Annotated in this window: 23 protein-coding genes; 12 read left to right on the forward strand and 11 right to left on the reverse strand. The window is 62.1% G+C overall.

From position 1 onward, the window contains the following. Positions 1 to 7: 7 nt before the first annotated feature. From phnN to manD, 5 genes are all read right to left on the reverse strand, one after another. Positions 8 to 559, reverse strand: a complete 552-nt coding sequence (gene phnN / locus C8K18_RS19595) for a phosphonate metabolism protein/1,5-bisphosphokinase (PRPP-forming) PhnN (protein ID WP_006049262.1) — start codon at positions 557 to 559, stop codon at positions 8 to 10. Between the two features lie 80 nt (positions 560 to 639). Then, entirely contained in the window at positions 640 to 1,473 is an 834-nt protein-coding gene (locus C8K18_RS19600; RefSeq protein WP_107708951.1) for a GntR family transcriptional regulator, read from the reverse strand. A 66-nt stretch (positions 1,474 to 1,539) separates the two neighbouring features. Next, positions 1,540 to 2,832 (reverse strand): MFS transporter, encoded by a 1,293-nt coding sequence (locus C8K18_RS19605; protein ID WP_107708954.1) that lies wholly within the window; start codon positions 2,830 to 2,832, stop codon positions 1,540 to 1,542. A gap of 84 nt (positions 2,833 to 2,916) precedes the next feature. Further along, positions 2,917 to 3,963, reverse strand: coding sequence for an L-idonate 5-dehydrogenase (locus C8K18_RS19610; RefSeq protein ID WP_006049259.1), 1,047 nt, complete (start codon positions 3,961 to 3,963; stop codon positions 2,917 to 2,919). A gap of 54 nt (positions 3,964 to 4,017) precedes the next feature. After that, positions 4,018 to 5,226: a D-mannonate dehydratase ManD gene (manD, locus tag C8K18_RS19615; RefSeq protein ID WP_107708956.1), complete on the reverse strand. Its 1,209-nt coding sequence runs from the start codon at positions 5,224 to 5,226 to the stop codon at positions 4,018 to 4,020. Positions 5,227 to 5,437: 211 nt separating this feature from the next. Here manD and C8K18_RS19620 point away from each other — a divergent pair, with 211 nt between their 5' ends. After that, complete coding sequence (locus C8K18_RS19620) at positions 5,438 to 6,931, forward strand: mannitol dehydrogenase family protein (RefSeq protein WP_107708958.1); 1,494 nt, start codon at positions 5,438 to 5,440, stop codon at positions 6,929 to 6,931. A 24-nt stretch (positions 6,932 to 6,955) separates the two neighbouring features. Here the strand turns inward: C8K18_RS19620 and C8K18_RS19625 are convergent, their stop codons facing one another. Together C8K18_RS19625 and C8K18_RS19630 are read right to left on the reverse strand one after the other, a co-directional pair. Beyond that, positions 6,956 to 8,779: a diguanylate cyclase domain-containing protein gene (locus C8K18_RS19625; RefSeq protein ID WP_006049255.1), complete on the reverse strand. Its 1,824-nt coding sequence runs from the start codon at positions 8,777 to 8,779 to the stop codon at positions 6,956 to 6,958. Next, the gene (locus tag C8K18_RS19630) at positions 8,779 to 9,927 is read right to left on the reverse strand and encodes an extracellular solute-binding protein (RefSeq protein ID WP_053859527.1); all 1,149 of its coding nucleotides are present in this window, start codon (positions 9,925 to 9,927) and stop codon (positions 8,779 to 8,781) included. The genes C8K18_RS19625 and C8K18_RS19630 overlap by 1 nt, the downstream gene beginning before the upstream one ends. 628 nt (positions 9,928 to 10,555) lie before the next feature. Between C8K18_RS19630 and C8K18_RS19635 the strand changes: the two genes are divergently transcribed. Both C8K18_RS19635 and C8K18_RS19640 read left to right on the forward strand, forming a co-directional pair. Continuing rightward, the gene (locus tag C8K18_RS19635) at positions 10,556 to 11,338 is read left to right on the forward strand and encodes an ABC transporter substrate-binding protein (protein ID WP_006049253.1); all 783 of its coding nucleotides are present in this window, start codon (positions 10,556 to 10,558) and stop codon (positions 11,336 to 11,338) included. A 278-nt stretch (positions 11,339 to 11,616) separates the two neighbouring features. After that, complete coding sequence (locus tag C8K18_RS19640; RefSeq protein ID WP_107708959.1) at positions 11,617 to 12,732, forward strand: succinylglutamate desuccinylase/aspartoacylase family protein; 1,116 nt, start codon at positions 11,617 to 11,619, stop codon at positions 12,730 to 12,732. An 83-nt stretch (positions 12,733 to 12,815) separates the two neighbouring features. Here the strand turns inward: C8K18_RS19640 and C8K18_RS19645 are convergent, their stop codons facing one another. Continuing rightward, positions 12,816 to 13,631 (reverse strand): MetQ/NlpA family ABC transporter substrate-binding protein, encoded by an 816-nt coding sequence (locus C8K18_RS19645; protein ID WP_165919828.1) that lies wholly within the window; start codon positions 13,629 to 13,631, stop codon positions 12,816 to 12,818. Positions 13,632 to 13,934: 303 nt separating this feature from the next. Between C8K18_RS19645 and C8K18_RS19650 the strand changes: the two genes are divergently transcribed. Next, positions 13,935 to 15,098 carry a porin gene (locus C8K18_RS19650; protein ID WP_006049250.1) on the forward strand — a complete coding sequence of 388 codons (1,164 nt, stop codon included), beginning with the start codon at positions 13,935 to 13,937 and terminating at the stop codon, positions 15,096 to 15,098. Between the two features lie 115 nt (positions 15,099 to 15,213). Here the strand turns inward: C8K18_RS19650 and C8K18_RS19655 are convergent, their stop codons facing one another. After that, a complete protein-coding gene (locus tag C8K18_RS19655; protein WP_006049249.1) occupies positions 15,214 to 16,002 on the reverse strand; it encodes a membrane protein in 789 nt (262 codons plus the stop codon). Between the two features lie 109 nt (positions 16,003 to 16,111). Next, a complete protein-coding gene (locus tag C8K18_RS19660) occupies positions 16,112 to 16,726 on the reverse strand; it encodes a pyridoxamine 5'-phosphate oxidase family protein (protein ID WP_053859529.1) in 615 nt (204 codons plus the stop codon). A gap of 200 nt (positions 16,727 to 16,926) precedes the next feature. Between C8K18_RS19660 and C8K18_RS19665 the strand changes: the two genes are divergently transcribed. After that, complete coding sequence (locus C8K18_RS19665) at positions 16,927 to 17,244, forward strand: DUF4148 domain-containing protein (protein WP_053859530.1); 318 nt, start codon at positions 16,927 to 16,929, stop codon at positions 17,242 to 17,244. 48 nt (positions 17,245 to 17,292) lie between these two features. Here the strand turns inward: C8K18_RS19665 and C8K18_RS19670 are convergent, their stop codons facing one another. Beyond that, positions 17,293 to 18,201, reverse strand: a complete 909-nt coding sequence (locus C8K18_RS19670) for a LysR substrate-binding domain-containing protein (protein WP_029966408.1) — start codon at positions 18,199 to 18,201, stop codon at positions 17,293 to 17,295. Between the two features lie 113 nt (positions 18,202 to 18,314). Here C8K18_RS19670 and C8K18_RS19675 point away from each other — a divergent pair, with 113 nt between their 5' ends. The 7 genes from C8K18_RS19675 to C8K18_RS19705 all read left to right on the forward strand — a co-directional run bounded on the left by C8K18_RS19675 (position 18,315) and on the right by C8K18_RS19705 (position 25,683). Beyond that, positions 18,315 to 19,409, forward strand: coding sequence for a tartrate dehydrogenase (locus tag C8K18_RS19675; RefSeq protein WP_107708961.1), 1,095 nt, complete (start codon positions 18,315 to 18,317; stop codon positions 19,407 to 19,409). 151 nt (positions 19,410 to 19,560) lie between these two features. Next, positions 19,561 to 20,871: an MFS transporter gene (locus C8K18_RS19680; RefSeq protein ID WP_006049244.1), complete on the forward strand. Its 1,311-nt coding sequence runs from the start codon at positions 19,561 to 19,563 to the stop codon at positions 20,869 to 20,871. Between the two features lie 95 nt (positions 20,872 to 20,966). Then, positions 20,967 to 21,500 carry a DUF4142 domain-containing protein gene (locus tag C8K18_RS19685; protein WP_006049243.1) on the forward strand — a complete coding sequence of 178 codons (534 nt, stop codon included), beginning with the start codon at positions 20,967 to 20,969 and terminating at the stop codon, positions 21,498 to 21,500. 55 nt (positions 21,501 to 21,555) lie between these two features. After that, on the forward strand, positions 21,556 to 21,852 hold the full coding sequence (locus tag C8K18_RS19690; protein ID WP_107709087.1) for a cupredoxin family copper-binding protein: 297 nt from the start codon (positions 21,556 to 21,558) through the stop codon (positions 21,850 to 21,852). Positions 21,853 to 21,865: 13 nt separating this feature from the next. Then, positions 21,866 to 22,594: an RNA polymerase sigma factor gene (locus tag C8K18_RS19695; protein ID WP_006049241.1), complete on the forward strand. Its 729-nt coding sequence runs from the start codon at positions 21,866 to 21,868 to the stop codon at positions 22,592 to 22,594. A 256-nt stretch (positions 22,595 to 22,850) separates the two neighbouring features. Then, on the forward strand, positions 22,851 to 23,861 hold the full coding sequence (locus C8K18_RS19700) for an ABC transporter substrate-binding protein (RefSeq protein ID WP_044021052.1): 1,011 nt from the start codon (positions 22,851 to 22,853) through the stop codon (positions 23,859 to 23,861). A gap of 124 nt (positions 23,862 to 23,985) precedes the next feature. After that, on the forward strand, positions 23,986 to 25,683 hold the full coding sequence (locus tag C8K18_RS19705) for a GMC family oxidoreductase (RefSeq protein ID WP_107709089.1): 1,698 nt from the start codon (positions 23,986 to 23,988) through the stop codon (positions 25,681 to 25,683). The last annotated feature ends 3 nt before the right edge of the window (positions 25,684 to 25,686 follow it).

The raw sequence follows: 25,686 nt of genomic DNA on the forward strand, positions 1-25,686 counted from the left end.
TCCAGCACTATAGCCGGGCATGGCCCTTGAGGAAGGCGATCAATGCATGACCCGCGTCTTCGAGTTCGCCTGAGTTGTCGATCGACTCGCAGCGCACGCCGTCGGGCAAGCTGAAAGGCGCGTGACGTGCGAGCCGCGCGGCCACCTGTTCCGCGGATTCGCGCGCGCGTGCGCCGAGACGCGCTTCGAGAATATGCGGCGCCGCGTCCACATGCACGACTTCTGTCCGCGGATAGCGCGCGAGCGCATGATTCAGATACTGACGCGAACCGTTGACGACCACCGTGCAACCACGCGCGAGCCACGCATCGAGTTCGATGCCGATGCCATAGTGCAGCGAATGACTCGACCACTCGAGCGCGAAGAGACCGAGCAACGAACGCGCGGCGAACTCCTCGACACTGAGCGCGACATGTTCCTCGCCATTGCCGCTTGGCCGCGTAATGTAACGATGCGCGAAAAGAATCGGCTCGCCCGCGAGATGCTTGCGCGCAAAGCCCAGCAACGCGTCTTTACCCGCGCCGGACGGCCCCATCACATAGACCAGGCGACCTGTCATTGGCCCCTCACCTCATGGCTTTTAAACGGCACACTTTGCCATAAGACGGCGCGTTTCGGGACCTGTCCAGCGCGACGTATTTACGTGGACAGCGGCACGCGCTCGGGTTCGTCCGCTTCGAACCACGCGGGATTGCGCGCGGCGATGGGACCGAGCGACACGAGAATTTCGCGCAGATGACTGCGCATCGCGGCTTCGGCGGCGGCCGGATCGCGGGCGCGCAAGCCGGCCAGAATTTTCGCGTGCTGTTTGATTAGCAGATCGAGTGGCGACACGTCGGGCAGACTCAAGTAACGCACGCGGTCCATCTGCGCCTTGATGTCCTGGATGGTTTCCCACGCGGCCGTGCAATCTATTGCTTGGGCGATCGCGTAATGAAACGCCTCGTCGAGTGCGAGAAACGCGGCCGTGTCGTTCGATTTCGCCGCGAGCTTCTGGTCACGGATGTTGTCGGTAAGCGCCTGCAATTGCTCGTCGGTAATCGACACAGCCGCTTTGCGCACGACGGCTGCTTCGATCGCTTCGCGAATGAAGCGCCCTTCGCGCACCTGACGCGGCGAAATGCGCTTCACGAAAGTGCCGCGTTGCGGCAAGACCTGCAATACGCCCGCCTCGACCAGTTTGATGAACGCCTCGCGCACGGGCTGCCGCGACACCTGAAACATGTCGGAGACGTCCTTCTCCGAAAGCGGTGTGCCGGGCGCCATCTGTCCGATAAAAATGGCCTGCCGCAACGCCCGGAAAATCTGCTTGCCGATGGGTTCGTGCGAATCGAACGACACGTTCGCGGTCAGGTCGGGCAGCGCGACATGCTCGCCTTGCTGCGCACTCGCGCGACGCCGGGCGCGCGGCACGGCGAGCGTTGCATCGGCGGAAATCGAAGGCTTGCTGGCGGAGAAATTCCTGGTCGGCATTTTTGCAAACTACGGAGAGCATCGGGTGGGAAGCCTCAGCGATACGTCGCGAGGCTTCGCACCATACTACCATGCACGTTCGATGGTCAGCGTGCCTGCACGCGGCTCGCGAATCCATACGACCGAGCACACCGCGCCGAGCACCGCAATCCCGCCCGCCAGCACGAATGCGCTGCCGTATGCGCCATGCGTCGCCTGCACGATGAAGCCGGTAACCGCGGGTCCAATCACGCCGGCCAGATTCGCCAGCAGATGCACGAAGCCGCCGACGCCGCCGACATGTTCGCGCGGCACCGTGTCCTGAATCACGGCCCAATACACGGCGCCCGTTACATAGAGGAAGAAGATCGAGACCGACATCAACCCGACCGCGCTTTGCGTGCTGGCCACGCGGCCGGCCAGCGCGACGCACACCGCCGCCGCGCCGAGGCAGGTGCCGAGCACGATCTTGCGCGACAGGAGCGGCCTGCCCGTCAACCGCAGAATCAGGTCGGAGATGAAGCCGCCCGCTGCGAGCCCGATGCTGCCGAGTACCCACGGGATCACCGTGGCGATACTCATGTCATGCAAGCTCAGGTGATGCGCTTCCGTCAGATACGTCGGGAACCACGAGAGAAAGAAGAACAGCACGTAGTTATACGAGAAGAACGCGAAGGCCGTCGCGAGAATGATCGGCTTGCGCAGGAAGTGGCCAAGGCCGAGCTTCTCGCCATCGGCCGAATGGGTGATGGCATGTTCATCCGCCTGACCGGCCAGAATGATTTCCATCTCCGCTTGTGAGACACGCGCGTTCTGCTGCGGATGTTCAGTCGTGGTCGCGGCCCATGCGATCAGCCAAAGCAGCCCCAGCAGCATGATCGCGACGAAGGCCCAGCGCCAGCCGAACTGCACCGCCATGAAGCCCACCACCGGACCCGCAAGCGCGCCGCCAAGCGGCGTGCCGGAACTGATCACGCCGATCGCGCTCGCGACTTCCTTGCGCGGAAACCAGTTGTTGACCATCTTGCTGTTGGACGAGCTGAACGGGCCTTCGCCCATGCCGAACAGCACGCGCAAGACGATGAGCGAACCAATGCCCGTCGCAAGCGCCGTTGCTCCGCAAAACACCGACCATACGCCCATTGCCGTGCCGAACACGCGTTTTGCGCCGACCTTATCCGACAGCACGCCGCCCACGAAATTGAACAACGCGTAGCCGACGAAGAAGCTGCTGAACACCACGCCCATTTGCGCGTGCGAAAAGTTAAGGTCTTTCTGGATCAGCGGCGCGGCGATAGACAGCGCCGAGCGGTCCAGATAATTGATGACGCCTGCGAGAAACAGCAGCGCCACGACAAACCAGCGTTGACTTTTAATCATGCGATGTCTCCTTCGGTTCTCGCCTCTTGACGGGCGTTAATACCGCTTGTGAATGGGATGCGCGCGCCTCTCGGACGTGCGGCTTCAATCGAAATTCAGGTGGACCTTCATCGATTGCGAGCGGTCGAGCGCGACCTCGAACGCCTTGTTGGCGTCGTTCATCGCAAACGCGTGCGTCATGAGCGGGCGCAGGTCCAGCTTGCCGGAGGCGATTTCATCGGCGGCGGTCGCGTATTCGTCGGCGAAACGGAACGAGCCCTGATAGCGCAGCTCTTTCGACATGACGAGGTTGGCGGCAACAGGCGATTGACCCGCCGGCAAATTGCCGACCTGGATCACCGTGCCGCCCGCGCGCGCCGAGCGCAACGCAGTGTCGAGCCCCGCGGGGCTACCCGATGCTTCTATCACGACATCGAATGTGCCGCGTTGCGCGGACCATTGTTCGATCGTCGCGGTATCGGCGGCATTCACGGTCTGGTCCGCGCCGAGCTGTTCCGCGACGCTCAACGCGCGGCTCGACAGATCCACCGCAACGACCCGATGCGCGCCGGCACGCCGCGCGACAGATAGCAGAATGCAGCCGATCGGTCCGCAACCGATCAGCAGCACGCTCGCGCCGATGAGCGAGCCGGCCTGCTTCACCGCGTGCAACGCAACGGCGAGCGGCTCGGCCATCGACGCCTGCGCGAAATCGACGCCGTCCGCCACCGGGAAACATTGCCGCGCGGCCACGACAATGTATTGCCGGAACATGCCCTGCGTGTGCGGGAAGGTCGACGCGCTGCCCATGAAGCGCATGTTCAGACAATGATTAGGCATCCCTATCGTGCAGTACTTGCAGGTGCCGCAGGCGAGGCCGGGATTCACGGCGACGCGCTGACCCGGCGCGAGACGCGTTTCCGTACTCACGCCCGCGCCGAGCGAATCGATTTCGCCGGCCACTTCGTGTCCAAGCACAAAGGGCTCGCGCACCGCAAAATCGCCGCTTTTTCCCTTGAAGTAGTACGACAGATCCGAGCCGCAAATGCCGCCCGCGCGCACGCGCACTCGCACCTGACCGGGGCCGGGCTCCGGCGGTTCCATTTCGTCGATGCGGATCAGCTTGGGTTCGTGAAGGACGGCTGCAAACATGGTGGGCTCCGGTATTTCAATTCGAAAAGAACAATGCTCGGCGATAACGCGGCGTCACCAGTTCCATAGCGTGCCGTCCTCGAGACGCGCAACGGGCAGATAAGCCGGGTCGTACGGGAAACGCGCGGCAGCGGCTTCGTCGATGTCGACGCCGTGACCTGGCGCATCGCCGGGATGCATCATGCCTTTGTCGAAACGCCATGCATGCGGGAATACATCCAGCGCGTCTTGCGGAAAGCCCATGTATTCCTGCACGCCGAAATTCGGCACCCACAGGTCGAAATGCAACGCAGCGCCCATGCAGACCGGCGACAGATCCGACGGTCCGTGGCAGCCGGTGCGTACCTGATACAGCGAAGCAAAATCCGCAATCCGCCGAAGATGCGTGATGCCGCCCGCGTGAGTCAACGTCGCGCGGATATAGTCGATCAGTTGCTCCTCGATCAACTGCTTGCAGTCCCAGATGCTGTTGAACACTTCGCCGACTGCAATCGGCGTGACCGTATGCTCGCGTATCAGGCGGAAGCCGGTCTGGTTTTCGGCGGGCGTCGGGTCTTCCATCCAGAAGAGACGGTACGGTTCGACAGATTTGCCGAGGCGCGCGGCTTCGATAGGCGTCAGCCGATGGTGCACGTCGTGCAGCAGATGCGTGTCGAAACCGAACTTGTCGCGCACGGCTTCGAACAGCTTCGGCACGAAGTCGAGATATTTCTCCGACGACCAGCTTTGCTCTTCCACCGCGCCCTTCGTTGCGGGCTCGTACATGCCGCTGCCCTTCGACACGCCATAGACAGAGCGCATGTTCGGCACGCCGCATTGAATGCGGATGGCCTGATAGCCCGCTTCGATGTGTTCGGCGTACCGTTCGAGCGCTTCGGGAATGTCGCGGCCGGTGGCGTGTCCGTAGACCATCACGCCTTCGCGCGACGCGCCGCCGAGCAGTTTGTACAGGGGCATGCCGGTCACTTTTCCGAGTATGTCCCAGAGCGCCATGTCGACAGCGGCGATTGCCGTCATCGTGACAGGACCGCGGCGCCAGTACGCGCCTTTGTACAGATACTGCCAGGTGTCTTCGATACGGCCAGGATCGCGGCCGATCAGAAGCGGGCACACGTGGTCCTTCAGATACGAGGCAACGGCCAGTTCACGGCCATTGAGCGTCGCATCGCCGATACCGTGCACGCCTTCGTCGGTGACGATTTTCAGCGTGACGAAGTTGCGGCCGGGACATGTGACGATGACGTCGGCACGAACGATCTTCATGTTTTCTTCCTTGCAGAGACGAGGCTTGGGGCGACAACCGCAGCGGCAACGTGTTGCCGAAACCGCGTTTTTCGCAGTGCCCGAAGCGTTGGAACGATGCTACCATACAAGTATATTGAAGCGTCAAATCAGGGTTTTCCCGCTGATTCACTGCGATTCACCGTAATTCACAGCCCGTGACGCAACCCGTGACCTCGTCTGGATTTCAAACATGAGCACGCCAGCATCGTTGCCTCGACTCAATCGTCAAGCGTTGTCCGCCTTGCATGAACATGTGTTATCGCCGCAGGCCGCATGGCGCGAGCCCGGCATCGGCATCGTTCATCTCGGCATCGGCAATTTTCATCGCGCGCATCAGGCGCTTTATACGGAAGAAGCCATGCTCGCCGAAGGTGGCGACTGGGGCATTTGCGGCGTCACGCTGCAAGGCGACGTGGCCAAGCGCGATGCGCTGATGGAACAGCAAGGCTTATACAGCGTCGTTGAACGCGGCCCTGACGGCGCGAAGGTGACGGTCATGCGCGCACTGCGCGAGGTGCTCGCAATGCCGCACGATAGCGACGCGCTGTTTGCCCGCCTCGCCGATCCCGCAGTGCGGATCGTGTCGTTGACCGTCACGGAAAAAGGCTACTACCGCGATGCAAAAACAGGCGACGTCGCGCTCGACGATCCCGCCGTACAACACGATCTTTCGCATCCACACGCGCCGCGCACCGTGCCCGGCATTCTGGTCGCCGCACTGCGCGCACGCCGCGACGCTGCAATAAAGCCGTTCACCGTTCCCTCGTGCGACAACCTCGCGCACAACGGCGCCGCATTACGTCAGGTGGTGTGTTCGTTTGCAAGGCAGTCCGATACGGCACTCGCCGACTGGATTGCCGCGGAAGTGGCCTTCCCGTCGACAATGGTCGACCGTATCGTCCCTGCCACGACCGACGCGGAACACGCGAGCGCAGCCGCGGCGCTCGGATATTGCGACGCCGCGCCCGTGCCTTGCGAGCCTTTCCGGCAATGGGTTATCGAAGACTATTTTCCAGCGGGACGTCCCGCATGGCATGCGGTGGGCGCGCAACTCGTCGACGATGTCACGCCCTACGAACTGGCGAAGCTGCGCATGCTCAACGGCACGCATTCCACGCTTGCCTATCTGTCGATGCTCGGCGGCTTCGCCACGATCGACGAGGCCATCGCCGAGCCCACCGTGCGCAATCTCATTCACGCGATGATGACGCACGAAATCGCGCCGACGCTCGACATGCCCGCTTCGTTCGACGTAGCCGCCTATCGTGACGCACTGCTCGAACGCTATGCGAACCCCGCGCTCAAACACCGCTGCGCGCAGATCGCGATGGACGGTAGTCAAAAGATTCCGCCCCGCCTGCTCGGCACGATCGCGGCAAGAATCGCAGCGAATCAGCCGTTTGCGCGTCTTGCACTGGCGGTCGCGGCATGGATGACGTTCCTGCGCGGTCATGCGGATGACGGCTCGCGTTACGACATCAGCGATCCGCTTGCCGACAGATTGAAGACGCTCGCGGCATCGGCCAATGGCGAGCCGCAAGCGTTAATGGACGCGTTGCTATCGGTGCGCGAAATCTTCCCCGTGGAATTGGCCCAACAGCCCGCGTTCAGGGACGCGCTTCATCATGCGTTGCAGTTGCTGCAAACGCAGGGTGCACGCGCCGCGATAGCCGCATCGCAATAGCGCGCACAAAAAGCAAGGTGCGTATTACGCGGTCGGCTCCGCTTCGCGCCCTTCGGGTGGGCCGTCGCCTGCCGTTGCCTGCACGACTTCGATCGGCTCCGTCTGCTGACGCCGACGCGCTTCGAGTACGTCGTGATAGCGCAAATACGCGCACCGTCCCCCCGATTTCGCCGCATACATCGCCGCGTCCGCATTGAGCAGCAGTTCTTCGGCGGTGCCGCTGTCGTCGGGAAACTGGCTGATGCCGATGCTCGCGCCCACCGTCATGCCCTGGCCGTCCATCACGATTTCTTCGTTCAGCGTGGTCATGATGCGCGACGCGATGCCCGGCGCCGCCTCAGCCGAGCGGGGCCCTTCGATCAGCACAATGAATTCGTCGCCGCCCAGACGCGCGACGACATCGGCGGAATGCAGCACCTGTTTGAGCCGCAGCGCCACCGCCACGAGCACCTTGTCGCCGACCGCATGGCCGAACTGATCGTTGATCTGCTTGAAGCGGTCGAGGTCGACGAACAGCACGGCGAGTCCTTCGCGGCGGCGCGTCGCGTCCTGAATCGCGCGCTCGAGTTTCTCCATGAACAGCATGCGATTCGGCAAACCGGTCAGCACGTCGTGCGTGGCGAGATGCACGAGTTCGCGCTGCTTGACGTGCAGCGCATCCATTTGCGATCGGATTTCACGGCGCAAGCGGTCGAAGCAGCGCGCGAGTACGCCGATCTCGTCGGTGCGCTTGAGCGGCAACGTGCCCATTGCGTGTTCGGCGAACAGATGCGTCGCCGCATACGCGAGGATGTGCAGCGGCTTGGTGAGCGCGCGTGCGAACAGAATGGCGAGCAGCACGGCCAGTGCGCTGAAGACCAACACCATGCGGATGATGCTGCCGCCCAGCAGATGCGCGCCGGACAGCACGTCCTCGAGCGGCTTGCCGAGTCCGAGCACGATAAAGCGATTGCCCTCCGACGCGCCGAACGGTCTGCGCACGAAAGCGAGCACCTGTCCGTCTGCCTCGTGCGGACGCGCAAGACCGTTCGCGAGTACTTCGCTTTCCTTCTGTTCGAAGAGCGGCTTCGTCACGGCGAAGCTGTCCTGCATCAGCACGCGGCGACCGACATCGAAGCCGAACGTCTTGGCCGCATCGGGATGGACGAGAAAGTCGCCCCATTCGTTCGCGAGATAAACCTGATAATCGCTCGGCAAATCGCTTTGCAAACGCTTGAGCAGATTCGAGAGATTCACGTCGATCACCACGACGCCGACCACCGCGCCCTGCGCGTTCGCTACCGGCGTGCCGACCCGCAGCGTCGGTTTGCCCTGCGCCGCGTGCGCGCCGTATTCATGATTGACGGAAATCGGCGACGTATAGAGGCGTCCCGGCGAAAAGGCGAGCGGCTCGAACACATACGGAAACTGGCCTTTTTCCTGCAGACTGCCGCCTTGCACGCGTATCAGTCCGTCGGCGTCGCGGTCGAAACGAATGATTTCCAGCCCATGATTCGCGCGGCTGATCAGGCGGATCTGCAGATATTCGGCATGGTGAATCATGAAGCTCGAGTACACCTGCGCGAGCCGTTCGCGGGGCAAGCTCGAGCTTAAACCGTCGTCGGCCGCGACGACTTCCGCCGACGAAGGCAAGCTCGCGAGCACGAGCGCGTCGGCGCCGACGTCGTCGATGGAGGCGGAAAAGCGCTCGCCGAGCAACTCAGTCGACGTCAGCAAGCTGCGCCCCGCTTCCTTCACGAGCATCGTGCGGTTCGAGTGATACGCGTAATAGCCGGTCGCGCCCGAAGCCAGCACGCCGATGCACGCGAGCAGCACGGAGAGTTTGAACGTGAGGCCTGGGCGGATCATCAGAAGCGCTCCGAGCGATCGCCGGACGCGATTCGGGCCCACAGGTCCTCGCGCTTTTGAATGTTCTCGACCGGCCCGATCCACAGAATGCGGGCGTTGTCGCTATTCGCCGCGGGCGCGGTCAATGTATTCGCGAGCCCCTGCCGTTGCGTCAGCAGGCGGCTCACGTCCGGCTCGAGCATGTAATTGATCCAGGCGAGCGCGAGCTGCGGCTCGGCGGCCACGCGCGTCATGGACCAGCAATCGAGCCACGCGAGCACGCCTTCGTCGGGAATCACGTAACCGACGTCGGCCCCCGCGCGGCGCAGCAATTCCACTTGCTGCGTGCCGTAGTTGCCGAACATCAACGCGACGTTGTGCTGAACAAAGAATGCGGTGGCCTCTTCGGGCAACGTGTAATAGGTCAGTAAATTGCGGCGCAGTTCGACGAGCTTGTGAGCGATCGCGCGCATCTGCGTGTCGTTCAGATTGAACGGATCGCGATAACCCAATGCAAGCGCGGTAAACGAAAAGTTGTGCTGCGCGCTGTTGAAGTCGAGCACCTTGCCGCGGTATCGCGGGTTCCACAGTTCGCGCATCGAGCGCGGTGCAACCGGAATCTGCTTGCGGTCGTAAATGAGGCCCATCGACGAATAGGTAAACGGAATTCCGTAGACCTTGCCGTCTGAGACGATTCCTTCAATCGACGCGCGCGCCTGGAAACGCGGCAATTGTCGCGCGGTGTTGGGCAGGCTTTGCAGATCGAGCGGCGCGAGCAGATGGGCGCGCGAATAGCGCTGTATCTCCGCGGTGTTGGCGGCGAGCACGTCGAAAGGCGGCGCATTTTTCGCGTGCATTTGCGCCCACAACGCTTCGTCGGAATCGACGAGCGTCACTTCCACCTTTACGTCGTAGCGCAATTCGAAAGTCTTCACGACGTCGGCATCGGCGTAACCGGGCCACGCGAGCACATGCAGGACTTTCTTTGCGGCCTCGGCCGATGCACCCGACAGCATCCCGACGCACAGAAACACGCTCAGCGCGACGCGCAGCAAGACGCCGCAATAGCCGCGCGCAGCTAACCGCGCGCGTGGCAAAGCCGCTGAAATTCGCCGCTGGCCACGCCGCTCGTCATGGCGCTTTTCATCTGCCGTCGAAATCATGTGCATACAACACCGTTAAGCAGAAGGCAGTTCCGGCGAGCCTATGCCCGCGTAATCAATCGCGAATTAAACCAGGAGAACATTTCCTCAGACAGGACTGCTCTTTTGGCGCTACATGGCGAGCGAGAGGAGCAACGATGATAGCGCCAAGCAATATCTTTTTGGTTTCCTTACTGCGTAAATGCCGAGAAATAACTCACACTCGGCGGGACACGACGGGCAATCATCCCGTGATAACGGCATATGGCTGACTTTCTTTAATCCTGCGACGAATTAAATTGCCGTGCGATTGACAAATGTCAATTAACGATTCGCATTACCACCGCATTACAGCGACACTACGGCGGTACTACTTCGGCACTCCGCATTCGGCCGCAACGCGGAAATTCCGATGCGGCGTGCATCGTTTTATGATGCAGCGCGGTCCGGAGCGCTTTTATTTTCGGGGCATGCGCGATGCGCTATCCGGTGTTTCACTAACTACCCAATATTTTTGAACTGATAAGCTTGGCGCGCGCTGCTGGCCGCCCCGGCCGGCGGCTTCAACCCAGGCCCGGTCGTAAGTCGCGCCGGGTTTCCCGCGAGCGGCACAACCGCATGCGGGAGTATTTGAACTACACCGAGGAGTTAAACAGTGAAAAAACTGCTAGCGGCATTGACGGTTGCTCTGCTTGCCACCGTCTCGATCGGCGCACACGCTAAAGATTGGACCACCATCCGTTTCGGCGTCGATGCCAGCTATCCCCCGTTCGAGTCCAAGGGCTCCGACGGCAAGCTCGTCGGCTTCGACATCGACCTCGGCAATGAAATCTGCGCGCGCCTGAAGGCCAAGTGCGTGTGGGTCGAAAACGACTTCGACGGCATGATTCCGGCGCTGAAAGCGAAGAAGTTCGACGGCGTGCTGTCGTCGATGTCCATGACGCCGCAACGCGCCGAACAGGTGGCGTTCTCGTCGAAGCTGTTCAACACGCCGACGCGCCTCGTCGCGAAGAAGGGTTCGGGCATCCTGCCGACGGCTGAATCGCTGAAGGGCAAGACGGTCGGCGTCGAACAGGGCACGATCCAGGAAACCTACGCAAAGACGTACTGGGAAGCGAAGGGCACGAAGGTCGTGCCGTATCAGAACCAGGACCAGGTGTACGCCGACTTGCTGTCGGGCCGTCTCGACGCAGCGCTGCAAGATGCCGTGCAAGCTGAAATCGGCTTCCTGAAGACGCCGCGTGGCGCAGGCTTCGACTTCGTCGGCAAGAACCTCGACGATCCGAAGATTCTGGGCAACGGCGCGGGCATCGGCATGCGCAAGGAAGATACGGATCTGAAGGCGAAGGTCGACAAGGCGATTGCCGACATCATCAAGGACGGCACGTACAAGAAGCTCGAGAAGAAGTACTTCGACTTCGACGTGTACGGCAGCTAATACGCGGACTTCCGCGCCGAGGAGCCGCGCCGTGCGCGTTTAGCGGCGCACTCCACGGCTCCGTGAAAACGGGCTCCGCCACACGCGGAGCCCGTTGCGTTTTATGGCGGCAAAACACGCGCGTCGCCGTATCGGCTAAGATCGTGCGATCCGATGCCACCATGCTGGTGCGGCGCGCTTGCCGGATTTGCCGCCAGCAACTGGCTTCATGCAGGCTTCCCCCCTTGTAATCAACGAGATAGCGGTGCGCCGCACTTTCCCCCGCGAATTCGACAACCATGCAAACCCAATCCCATCCGCTGATTGCGCCGACGCTCGGCACCGCCCGCAACCTGACGAGTTTTCATTACGGTCCGAGCGGCGGACAGAAGATCTATATCCAGTCGTCCCTGCATGCCGACGAACTGCCGGGCATGCTCGTCTCCTGGGAATTGCGCCGCAAGCTCGCAGCGCTCGAAGCAGCCGGCAAGTTGCGCGGCGAAGTGGTAATCGTGCCGGTGGCCAATCCCATCGGTCTGAACCAGCACTTCCTCGGCCATCTCACGGGACGCTTCGAAACCAATACCGCGCAGAACTTCAACCGCAATTTCCACGATCTTTCGGCACTCGTGCTGCCGGTCATCGAAGGCCGCCTCAGCGATGACATCGACGCGAATCGCACCGCGATTCGCAGCGCGATGCGCGAGGCGCTCGACGCGCAACAGCCCGCAACCGAACTCGAATCGCAACGTCTCGCGCTGCAAAAGCTCTCTTACGACGCGGACGTGGTGCTCGATCTGCATTGCGACTGGGAAGCCGCGATGCATCTGTACACGAACCCGGACCTGTGGCCCGACGTCGAGCCGCTGGCGCGTTATCTCGGCGCGAAGGCGTCGCTGCTCGCGCTGAACTCGGTCGGCAATCCGTTCGACGAAATTCATAGCTTCTGCTGGTCCGATCTGCGCGGCCGTTTCGGCGAGCGCTTTCCGATTCCGAACGGCTCCATTTCGGTCACGATCGAATTGCGCGGCCAGCGCGAGGTGTCTTACGAGTACGCGGAGCACGACGCGCAGGCGATCATCGAATATCTGACCGCGCGCGGCGTGATCGCAGGCACGGCGGCCGCGCTGCCGCCGCTCGAATTCGCGGCCACGCCGCTCGCGGGTGCCGAGCCAATCGTGGCGCCGATCAGCGGCGTGCTGGTGTATCGCTGCGAGGTAGGCACATGGGTCGACGTGGGCCGTGAAATCGCGGACATCGTCGATCCGTTGACAGACCGCGTCGTCACGCTGAAGAGCGGCGTCGCCGGCGTTCTGTATGCGCGGCATTCGACGCGCTTTGCCACCGCTGGCCTCGAATTCGCGCGCATTGCCGGCGCGACAGCGTTTCGAAGCGGCTCGCTGTTGAGTAATTGATTCGCGCGAGCAAAGGTAAAGCGGAAGGCAAACAAAAAGGCGCCGTGAAGGCGCCTTCGCTCCTGGCTTTCCGCTAGAGAAATTTAGAACGCGGGAATGATCGCGCCTTTGAACTGCGTGTCGATGTACTTGCGCACTTCATCGGACTCATACGCCGCAACCAGTTTCTTCACCCAGGGCTGGTTGCGATCCTGCTCGCGCACGGCGATCAGATTGGCGTAAGGGCCTTTCAGATCTTCGATTGCGATGGCGTCTTTAGTCGGCTGCAGGCCGGCCTTCACGGCATAATCGGTATTGATCGATGCCGCGTCGAGATCGCCCAGTGCGCGCGGCAATTGCGCGGCGTCCAGTTCCACCACTTTGATCTTCTTCGGATTCTCGGCGACGTCGAGCGGCGTTGCATTCACGCCGTTCGTGCCGACGCCCGGCTTCAGTTTGATCACGCCATACTTTTGCAACAGCAGCAACGCGCGATTGCCGTTCGACGGATCGTTCTGAATCCCGACCTTCGCACCTTCCGGCAGATCCTTCAGCGATTTGAGCTTGTTCGAATAGAAGCCCATGGGCGACACATACGTCAGCCCCACGTTGACGATCTTATAGCCGCGCTGCTTGATCTGGCTGTCGAGAAACGGCTGATGCTGAAAACCATTGGCGTCGAGATCGCCGGCATCCAATGCGGCATTCGGCTGCACGTAGTCGTTGAATTCGATCACTTTCACATTCAGCCCCTCGCGCGCCGCTACTTTCGTGACCACCGTCCAGATTTGCGCGTCGGGGCCGCTCATCGTGCCGACCTTGAGTTGCTTGCCGTCGGCGTGCGCAAACGTTGCCGTGAACGAAAGAGCCGCGGCGCTCGCCACAGCAAGCAGATTTTTGATGACGATGCGGCGTTGCATGCAGTTCCCCATAAGCGGTTTGATTGGTAGGCGCGCATCGTCGCATGCGACGGCGGCGGCCTGAAACCAATCGTTTTTCACACGCTTATATCGGCGAACTGGAAAATGCTTATGCCCGCGACGCGTTCCGCCATGCGTCGCTTAATGCTCGACTCTGTCGACTGTGGCGTATGCGCGACAAATTCCAAAATCGATGCACCTGTCACATACCTTACTCAGCGTTCCCTTAAATTTCGGGCCATCGCACGACCTTACCCAAGAAGCAGGGCGTCGCGATCGCTCAATTTTTAATCGGAGAACGTTTTGAACAAAAAACTATTGACCGCCGCTACCCTCGCCGTTTTCGCCAGCGCAGCACACGCACAAAGCAGCGTCACGCTGTATGGCGTGATCGATGCCGGCATCAGCTATGTGAACAACTCGAAGACCGCCACCGGTCACGACAATCTCTTCAAGTACGACGACGGCGTTGCTCAAGGCAGCCGTTGGGGCCTGCGCGGCACCGAAGATCTGGGCAACGGCCTGAAGGCGATCTTCGTGCTCGAAAACGGCTTTAACAGCGGCAACGGCACGCTCGGCCAGGGCGGCGCGATGTTCGGCCGTCAGGCGTATGTCGGTCTGTCGCAGAACAATGTCGGCTCGCTGACGTTCGGTCGCCAGTACTCGTTCTCGACCGATTACCTCGGCGGCAATTACTCGACCGGCGGACAAACGGTTGCAGGCAACTACGCGTATCACATCAACGACGTGGACCAGCTTACGTCGAGCCGTATCAACAACGCGGTCAAGTTCAGCAGCGCGAATTTCGCGGGCCTGACGTTCGGCGCGATGTATGGCTTCTCGAACCAGGCGGGCGCATTCGCAGGCGCGCCGGCAACCGGCACGGCCGCAGCGCCGGTCGCGGGTTCGTCGCGTGCTTACAGCTTCGGCGTGAACTACGCGAACGGTCCGTTCGGCATCGGTGCGGCTTACACGGACATCCGTTATCCGGGCCAGTCGACGCCGTCGTTCTCGACGACGATCGCCAACGTCGCGACCGGCAACGTCCGCGATCTGCGCACGTTCGGCGTGGGCGGCCGTTATTCGATCGGCGCAGCCACGCTGTGGGCGTTGTACACGAACACGCGCTTCGAGCCGATTTCGGGCGGCACGACGACGTTCGCCGCGTATGAGGCAGGCGCGAAGTACGCGTTCACGCCGGCATTGACGGCAGGCGCGGGCTACACGTACATGCACCTGAGCAACGCGAATCGCGGTCACTGGAATCAGGTCGATCTGAGCGTCGACTACGCGCTGAGCAAGCGTACCGACGTGTATGCGCTCGGTATCTATCAGATCGCGGCGGGCCGCAACGGCACGCAGGATCTGCAAGCGCAGATTGGTTCGAGCACGAGCTACTTCAACACGTCGGGCACGGGCGCGGACAACCAGTTGGCGTTCCGCGTGGGCGTTCGCCACAAGTTCTAAAGCGATTTGTACCGTGCGATGAGTTGTTGCTTCGCCGGTGTGAATGTGAAGAAACGCCCCTGTTTTCAGGGGCGTTTCTGTTTGCGACGTGTTTTTCAGCGCACTGAGCGCAGCGTCACACAGCCGGCTCGCGTCTTGCCGAGCGCTGCGGCAACAACACGATACACGCGATGATAAACGCAAGCAGAATGCCGGAGGCGTATAAGCGGCTGATGTGCAATCCGCCTTCCGCAACCGGCTTGTCGAGCAGATCGCCGAGCGTCGCGCCGAGCGGACGCGTGAGGATGAACGCGGCCCAGAAGAGCGCCGTGTGCGATACGCGCGACCAGAAATACAAGGCGGCCACGACGAGCAAGCCCGCGCCGAAGATCATCGCGCCATATTCGTAGCCGACACCGAGACCGCCGCGATCCTCGCCCGCGACCCAGTCGCCGAGAGCCGTGCCGAGTGTCTGCGAGAACAGGATCGTGATCCAGTAGAACCATTCCGCTTTTGCAGTGACGATACTCTGCACGGAGACGGTTCCTTCCGAGCGATACCAGATTGCGAGGCTCGCGGCCAGCAATGCAACGACCAGCGCAACACCGCCTGGATAGCCGATGCCGAGCGACCTGTCCGCGAAATCGGCCATCGTGGTGCCAAGCGTCGTAGTCGCGATGATGGTCGCCCAATAAAGGAACGGACGAAAGTTGCGCGCCTTGATTTGCGCTGAAACGAGCGCGATAAAGAACACCAGAAAAATCGCCGAACCGATCAGGTAGCCGAGCTTCAGCGACATGGACACCCAGTCGCCACCCGTTTCGCCGAGCGTGGTCGCCGCGACCTTGATGATCCAGAAACCCAAGGTCACTTGCGGTACTTTGCTGACAGCCTCTTCGGTAAAGCTGGCGGCGTCGTCTTTCATAACTTGCTCCTTCCTGAGTAGCCTGAACGACCCGCCAATTTAACCTTCGGAGGTTAACGCTTGCTTAAGCGTCGAATAGTGCGTTGCATACATGCCGCATCGGCGCGCTTCAATAAAGCCCCGCGATCACCTTCTCCGGCATTTCCTTGTCGTATTGCGCGCCGTCGAAAGTACCGCCGCTCAAACGCCTATGCATATCTCCCGCGCTCGGCAAACTTGCGCGGTCCACCTGCTTTGCCGGGTCCCAAAGACTCGAGCGCACCAGCGCTTTCGAGCAATGAAAATACGCCGCCTCGACGTGCACGATAATCACTGTGCGCGGCAGTTTCCCGCGAACCTCGAAGCGCGCGAGCAAGTCGGGATCGACGGAAATCTCGGCGCGCCCGTTCACCCGCAACGTTTCGCCGACGCCCGGCACGAGAAACAGCAACGACACGCGCGGGTCGGCCACAATGTTTCTTAGGCTGTCGATGCGGTTATTGCCCGGCCTGTCCGGCAACGCCAATGTGCGCTCGTCGAGTATCTGAACGAATCCGGCGGCGTCGCCTTTCGGCGAGCAGTCCGCTCCGCCCTCACCGACAGAAGACAACACCGCGAACGGAGAAGCGCGCACGAACGCCTGATAGTCGCTATTCAGGCAATCAAGTTCTTTCCACAATGCGCGCTCGTGCGGCGCGCCGTAAATCTGTTCGAGCTGCTCGACGCTTTTAACGGTATGTGTCATGGCGGACGCTCTGCAAGAGAACAATCGGTAGAAATCGGAACATGCAGTATAGGCATTCGGCGCATGTCCGGTAAATCGCTTGCTGCTGTTCCGAGGTCGCGGGAATAAGAAAGCCAGTTCGCCGGTTTAACGATGCAGAGCGCGTCATATCGAACGCAAACCGCTTTCGGACGATCCGCTCGCACATCGAGGAGCAAGCCATGAAAGACCACCATGCACATCGCGCGACAGCCCGCGCGCTATTCGCCATTATTTCCGCCACTGCGCTGGTGGCCACGTCGACATGGGCACGCGCGCAGGCATCGCCCGACGCCGGCCATCCTCTCACGCGCGCCGAAGTCATGCATGAACTCGAAGAACTCGAGGCCGCCGGCTACACGCCGTCGCTCGGCGACGACAGTCAGTATCCATCCGACATTCAGGAAGCCGAAAGAAAAGTGGCCGCGATGCACGCGGCTCAAAAAAGCGCGCAGATGGATCAAGATCCGGCAATGCAAGCCATGCCGATGCAAAAGTAACCACTCACGCTCGACTCATACGCTACGGGAAATTCAACAACCGACGCCTCATTCCCCCAACTCGCGCGCGATGAAATCCACGAACGCGCGAATGCGGTTCGACATCTGATGCCGCTGCGAGTACACGGCGAAGATGTCGGCGTTCGGCGTGTCATAACCGGGCAGCACGACCACGAGCGAGCCATCGGCGAGGTACTGCTTGATGTCCCACTCCGCGCGCATCAGAATGCCGTGCCCCTCGAGCGCCCACTTCACCGCGATCTCGCCGTCGTTCGTGGTCAGCGTGCCCTTGATGCGGACGGCTTCCGTCTTCAGCGACGCGCCCTTGCCCGAACTCAACCGCCACACGCCATACGCTTCGTCGCCCTGACGAATGCCGATGCAGTTATGCCGCGTTAGATCATGCGGCGTCATCGGCATGCCGTGCGACGCGATATACGAGGGCGCCGCGCACAGCAGGCGCCGGTTCGCCGCGAGGCGCCGCGCGATCACGCGCGTATCGGGCGGCTCGCCAAAGCGGATGCAGACGTCGAACGTATCGTCGGTTAGCGGCGGCGGCGTGACCGACAACTGAAGCTGCACCGACACTTGCGGATACTTCGCGACAAAGTGCGAAATTGCGGGCGCGACATGGCTGCGGCCAAACCCAAGCGTCGCATTGACACGCAACAGTCCCTTCGGGCTCTTCTTCGCGGAACCGAGCAACTCGGCGAGCTCGTCAATTTCGTCGAGAATCCTGCGCGCATGCTGCAAGTACAGCTCGCCTTCGGGCGTGAGCATCATCCGGCGCGTGGTGCGGTTGACGAGCGCGACGCCCGCGCGGCTCTCCATCTGCGTGAGCCGCTTGCTGACGGCCGCCGCCGTCAATCCCAGCTCTCGCGCCGCCGCACTCAGGCTGCCCGACGCCGCGAGCGTCGAGAAAAAGCTCAGATCGGCCGGCTGAACGGTATCGCGCATCGCTTCCACTTGTGAATTGAAGTTAAAGATGCTTTGAGTTTAGCACCGGTTTTTTCGTGCAGATGTCGATAGAGTCACTGCAACCAACCCAATCAATCATTCGGAGACGCAGCATGAAGACCTATCGCATCGCGACCATTCCTGGCGACGGCATCGGCAAGGAGGTCGTACCGGCCGGCGCCGAGGTGCTCGAAGCGCTCGCCAGAACCACGCAGTCGTTTGCATTCGAGTTCGAAAATTTCGACTGGGGCGGCGACTATCACCGCAAGCATGGCGTGATGATGCCGGCGGACGGACTCGATGCGATCCGCGACAAGGACGCGATTCTGTTCGGTTCCGCAGGCGACCCGGACATTCCCGACCACGTCACGCTGTGGGGTCTGCGTCTGAAAATCTGCCAGGGCTTCGACCAGTACGCGAACGTTCGCCCCACGCGCATCCTGCCCGGCATCGACGCACCGTTAAAGCGCTGCAAGCCCGAGGACCTCAACTGGGTGATCGTGCGCGAAAACTCGGAAGGCGAATACTCCGGCGTGGGCGGCCGCGTTCATCAGGGTCATCCGATCGAAGCCGCGACGGACGTGTCGATCATGACCCGCGCCGGCGTTGAGCGCATCATGCGCTTCGCGTTCCGCCTCGCGCAGTCGCGTCCGCGCAAGCTGCTGACCGTCATCACGAAGAGCAACGCGCAACGTCACGCGATGGTGATGTGGGACGAAATCGCGCTGCAGGTCTCGAAGGAATTCCCCGATGTCACGTGGGACAAGGAACTGGTGGACGCGTCGACCGCGCGCATGATCAATCGCCCGGCGAGCCTCGACACGATTGTCGCGACGAACCTGCACGCCGACATTCTCAGCGACCTGGCCGCTGCGCTTGCCGGCAGCCTGGGCATTGCGCCGACCGGCAACATCGACCCCGAACGGCGCTTTCCGTCGATGTTCGAACCGATCCACGGTTCCGCGTTCGACATCATGGGCAAGGGTCTCGCGAATCCTGTCGGCACGTTCTGGTCGGTGGTGATGCTGCTCGAACATCTCGGCGAACTCGACGCGGCAAAGCGCGTGATGCAGGCCGTCGAAGCCGTGACCGCGGACAAGTCGCTGCACACGGGCGACCTCGGCGGCACGGCGACGACCGCGCAGGTGACGGCTGCGGTGTGCGCTTTCATCGAACGAGCCGCAAGGCCGGCGGCGAACGCGGCATAAGCCGTGTCAGCCACATAAACCCCCATCGCGCGACAGTTCGCGCCTCGCGACGCGCACCCACGGACAACAGCCGCATTCGACGGCTGCCGCGCGCCTCGCACCCTGCTGCCCTCGCAGCAGGGCACCGCTCAAGCCTCCAAAGGAGGAGACAATGACGACCGACCTCGAAAGCCGGGTGTCCCGCAAGCTGATGCTGCGGATCATCCCGTTCGTAATGCTGCTGTATTTCGTGAGTTTTCTCGACCGCGTCAACGTAGGCTTCGCCGCGCTGACGATGAACAAGGCCATTGGCCTGTCGCCGACCGCGTTCGGATTCGGCGGCGGCCTGTTCTTTATCGGCTATTTTCTGTTCGAAGTTCCGTCGAACCTGATTCTTCACAAGGTCGGCGCGCGCCGCTGGATTGCCCGCGTGATGGTCTCGTGGGGCATCGTCTCGCTGGCCTCCGCGTTCGTCGTCGGGCCGAACAGTTTCTATGCATTGCGCTTTCTGCTCGGCGTGGCGGAAGCGGGCTTCTTTCCCGGCATCATCCTGTATCTGAGCTTGTGGTTTCCGACCCGTCAGCGCGCCGTGGCCGCCGCGTGGTTCATGGCGGCCGCGCCGATTTCCACCGCGATCGGCTCGCCGATTTCCGGCGCGATCATGAAGCTGCCGCCGATCGCCGGTCTCGCCGACTGGCAAATGCTCTACATTCTCGAAGCGCTGCCCGCGGTCGTACTCGGCTTCTTCGTCCTGAAGTATCTGACCGACACACCGTCGAAAGCGCACTGGCTCGCGCCCGAAGAGCGCGAATGGCTGATCGCGAAACTGAAGACGGAAGCCGACGCGCGGCAGTCGCATGCGGGCCACACGGCCGGCGCGTTGAGCGCCCTGCGCGATCCGCGCGTTCTCGCACTGGCGCTGATTTACTTCGGCACGTCCGCGGGCTTGTACACGCTCGGCCTGTGGGCGCCGCTCATCATCAGGCAATACGGCTTCGGCTCGTTTGAGACGGGTCTGCTCGCGGGCATACCGAGCATCGTCGCGGTGATCGCGATGATTCTGTGGGCGAGGCATTCGGATCGCACCGAAGAACGCACGTGGCACGTCGTCATTCCGTGCGCGCTGGCCTGTCTCGGCTTCGTGTTCGCGGGCAACGCGGCGACCGCGCTGATGATCGTGCTGGCGCTCGTGGTCGTGAACGTCGGCATCAGCGCGGCCAAGGCGCCGTTGTGGGCCATGCCGAGCATGTTCCTGTCGGGCGCGGGCGCGGCCGCGGGCATCGCGATGATCAACTCCATCGGCAACCTCGGCGGCTTCGTCGGTCCATTCGCGATCGGCTGGCTCAAGAACGTGACGGGCGGCTATTCGGCGGGGCTGTATGTGGTCGGCGCGACGCTGGCCGTGTCGGCGGTCGTCACGCTGATGCTCAGCCGGCAATCCAGGCAGACGCCGGTCGCAGCGGGCGAGCGGCACGGTCACTGAAGCAACGCGCGTCGCGCATCATCTGGGAACAGGATTCTCCGTCGTGACATCCAACGCCGTATGCAACGCAACGTTGGCTAAACGGGAGAATCCGCATGAAACTGATCCGTCCACAATGGTTAGGCGCGCTCGCGCTCGTGAGTCTCGCTAGCTGGGCGCAAAGCGCCGGGCCGAGCGATCCGCAGATCGCGGCTATCGTCGTCACCGCGAACCAGGTCGATATCGACGCGGGCAAACTCGCCGAGTCGCGCTCGAAGTCGGGCGACGTCAAGGCGTTCGCGAAGCAGATGGTCACCGACCACAGCGCCGTCAATCAATCGGCGAGCGACCTCGTGCACAAACTCAACGTCACGCCCGAGGACAACGCGACGAGCCAAAGCCTCAAGCAAGGCGGCGATGCAAACCTCGCGGCGCTCAAGAAACTGAATGGCGCAGCATTCGACCGTGCGTATATCGATCATGAAGTGACCTACCATGAGAATGTTCTCGACGCGCTCGATAAGACGCTGATTCCGTCAGCGAAGAACGATGAGCTGAAGGCGCTGCTCGTGAAGGTTCGGCCGGCTTTCGTCGCGCATCTCGAACATGCGAAGCATGTGCAGGCGTCGCTGGAGAAAAGCAGTGGTTAAGCGGCGGCATGCGTCGGGCAAGAGCACGCGTGCGTGCGCCGCGCTGGTCTGTGCGATGCTCTTGGCCAGCTTGAGCGCATTACCGGCGAGCGCGGCGGCGCCGACAAGCCATGTCGTCACGATCGAGAACATGCAATTCAATCCGCCCACCTTGACGGTGAAGCGAGGGGACCGCATCGTATGGATCAACAAGGATCTCTTTCCTCATACGGTGACCGGCAACACGCATGCATTCGATTCGCGCAGCATTGCCGCCAACGCGTCATGGTCTTACGCGCCCGCGAAGGCCGGCAGTTATCGGTACGGCTGCACTTTTCATCCGACGATGCACGGCGCGCTAACCGTTCAATGAGAGCCCGCACGCGATGACCGAGACAGCGAAACTGCCGTCCATGTCCGCCGCCGACCACGCCGACAACGCCGACGACGATCATGCGATCGTCCGGCGCATCGTCGCGGGCGATCGTGCAGCGTTCGAGGTGCTGATGCGCCGCCATAACCGGCGCCTCTACCGGCTCGCGCGCGCGACGCTGCGTGACGACGCCGAAGCCGAAGACGCGCTTCAGGACGCGTATCTCCGCGCCTACCGTTCGCTCAGCCAGTTTCGCGGTGACGCGGCTTTGTCGACGTGGCTCTCGCGGCTCGTGCTCAACGAATGCTATGGCCGGCTGCGCCGCCATGCCCGCCGCGAGAACGTTGTGCCGATAGTCAGTTCCAACACCGCCGACATCGATATTGAAGCCATGCACCCGTCCGACTCCGAGCCGCCCGACAGCGCAGTAGCGCGCGCGGAAATGCGCGCGCTGATCGAGCGCAAGCTCGACGAATTGCCGGCATCGTTCCGCACGGTGTTCATTCTGCGATCGGTGGAAGAACTCAGTGTCGAGGAAACCGCGCAATGCCTGGAGATTGCCGAAGCCACCGTGCGTAGCCGGCATTTTCGCGCGAAGAGTCTGCTGCGCGAGTCGCTCGCGCGGGAGATCGACGTCGCCGGAAGCGAACTGTTCGGATTCGCCGGTGCGCGCTGCGACCGCATCGTCGCGAACGTGATGTCGCGAATCGGCAAACGCGACGGGACGGATCGAAGCGATTGAAGCCGTCAAAGCACTGCGCGCAACGACGACAACCAAGGCTACAACAGTCTGACATAACATCATGTCATGGCCGCTCCAACAATTGCGGCGTTGCTCCGGTCAAATTGGCTCACTATATTTCCATTCAAGCCTGTGCTGTTTGCCGCTTCGGCTCCGAGCCGCAGCGGCACATAGCGCCGACCTGGATGATGTCTTTTCGCTTCAACCGTATCGAGGAGAAGTCGTGATCAGCATGCCAAGGTTGCGCCCGTTTGCCATGACTCTGCTGTTGAGCGCCGTGAGCATGGCGCCCGCTCTCGCCGCGGGAAAAATCACTTTCGTGTCGCAAGGCGGCACGTATCAGGAGGCTCAGACCAAAGCCATCCTCGACCCGGCGGCGAAGGAGCTGGGCATCACCATCAACCAGGACAGCATTCCCGATGCGTGGCCGCAGATCAAGGCGCAGGCCGCGACCGGCAAGCCGATCTGGGACGTGGTGGACACGCCGACCTCGAACTGTCTGCGAGGCGGACGCGAAGGGCTGCTGGAAAAGCTAGACTTCGCGAAGCTTCCGAACGCCGCGGCGATGCCGGAAAAGTACCGCACGCCCTACTCGGTCGCGTACGAGTTCTATTCGACCGTGATCGGCTACAACAAGAAGACGCTGAAGAAGACGCCGCAAAGCTGGGCCGACTTCTGGAACGTGAAAGCCTTCCCCGGCACGCGTGCCTTGCGTAACGATCCGCAAACGGTATTGGAAGCCGCGCTGCTCGCCGACGGCGTGTCGCGCGACAAGCTCTATCCGCTCGACGTCGATCGCGCCTTCAAGAAGTTGCAGCAGATCAAGCCCGACATCACGGTGTGGTGGACCTCCGGTGGCCAGTCCGCGCAATTGCTGCATGACGGCGAAGTCGACATGACGATGATCTGGAACGGCCGCGCAAGCGCGGTGCGCAAGGACAACCCCGACGTCGATTTCACTTTCAACGACGGCATTCTGCAAAACACGCAGCTATGCGTGCTGAAGAACGCGCCGAATCTGAACGACGCTATGCGCTTTCTGAACACCGCGGTCTCGCCCGAGTTGCAAGCGAATCTGCCGCTTTACATCGACTACGGTCCGGGCAATCCGGCTGCGTTCAAGACCGGCAAGATCGCGGCGAAGCGCGCGAGCGAGTTGCCGAGCTCGCCCGAGAATGCCGCGAAGCAGGCATTGATGTCCGAAGACTGGTGGGCATCGGATGCTGGCATTCAGGCGAAAGCGCGCTGGCTCAAGTTCATGCAATAACGGGCGGCGTTCGCACTGCCATTCACGCGCCCGCGGGACCACGGTTCATCGCGGGCGTTCTGTTTTCTGGTTTGCGTTGTGCCGCGCGCAGGGCGATGCGGCGCGCGGTCTTCATCCATCCAACGTGATCGACTATCTGATTCTTGGCGGCGGATCGGCCGGCTGTGTACTCGCCGCGCGGCTCTCCGAAGATGCGAGCAACAACGTGTGTCTCGTCGAGGCAGGCCGCGACATCTCGCAGGCGACCATGCCCGCCGACATCCGCAGCCGCTATCCTGGCCGCGCTTATCTCGACACGGCGAACCTCTGGCGGCAACTGAAAGCGCGCATGAGCGCGCCCGCCGCGCTGCGCCGCTATGAACAGGCGCGGCTTCTCGGCGGCGGCTCCGCGATCAATGCGCTAATGGCCAATCGCGGCTCGCCCGCCGATTACGACGAATGGCAAACACTCGGCGCACAAGGCTGGAATTGGCAAGCGTGTCTGCCCTACTTCCGCAAGCTCGAAACCGATTGCGACTTCAACGGCCCGGACGATAGCGGCCTGCATGGCGCGCATGGCCCGCTGCGTATCCAGCGAACCGGACCGCAACGCATCTCGCCATTCGTAAAGGCCGTGCTCAATACGTTGAAGCACGACTATCCGCTGCACGCGGATCAAAATGGTCTGTGGCAAGACGGCACTTTCATCGGCTCGATTGCGGTGAGCGCCCAGGGCGAGCGCATTCCCACATCCGTTTGTTATCTCGACGACGCGGTGCGGGCGCGGCCCAACCTCACGATTCGCACGAACGAGATCGCTGAGCGCATTCTGTTCGACGCAAAGCGCGCAATCGGCGCGCGCGTGATCCGGCCCGACGGCACGCACGATGACTTGCGGGCGCGCTGCGTGATCGTCTGCTCAGGGGCGATCCACTCGCCCGCGCTGCTGCTGAGAAGCGGCATTGGCCCCGCGAATGAACTTGCCGCGCTCGGCATCGACGTGCTCGCGGATCGCCAGGGCGTAGGCCGCAATCTGATGGAGCATCCGTCTATCGCGGTGTCCGCGTTTCTGCCTCGCGCCGCGCGCACGCCGTTTCCCGACGAGCATCACGAGCAGGCCATCGTGCGCTTTTCGTCGGGCCTGGCTGGCACTGTGCCGGGCGACATGCACGGCGCGATACTGTCGCGCTCGGGCTGGCATTCGGTCGGCTATCGTCTCGGCACGATGTTCTTCTGGGTCAACAAATCGTATTCGCGCGGACGTCTCACACTCAAATCCGCTAGCGCATTGGATGAACCGAACGTCGATTTTGCAATGCTCTCCGACGCGCGCGATCTCGAACGGCTTAAGCTCGCGCTGCGCTTCGGCGCGCAGACACTCGCCGCACCGGCGATGGCCGCGCATCGCGGCACGGTGTTTCCGTCGAGCTATTCGCCGCGCGTCGCGGCCGTCGCGGTGCCTGGCGCATGGAACGGGCTGCAGCGCGGTGCGCTCGCCGCGCTGCTGGACATCGCGGGGCCGTTGCGGGCAGCACTGGTGCGCCGCGTCATCACGCAAGGCGCGACACTCGACGAACTGCTCGCCGACGATGCCGCGCTCACGCAGTTCGTCACACGTTCGGTGGGCGGTACGTGGCACCCGTCGGGCACCTGCCGCATGGGCGCCGCCGACGACCCGCTCGCGGTCACCGATGCGCGCGGCGCCGTGTATGGCGTCGAAGGGCTGCATGTGTGCGATGCGTCGTTGATGCCGTCGATTCCATGCGCGAATACGAATGTGCCGACCATCATGATCGCGGAGCGCATTGCGGATCTGCTGCGTGGGCGTTCGAGCGCGGCTTAATCG

This window comes from Paraburkholderia sp. GV068, assembly GCF_003058125.1.
GTDB lineage: Bacteria > Pseudomonadota > Gammaproteobacteria > Burkholderiales > Burkholderiaceae > Paraburkholderia > Paraburkholderia graminis.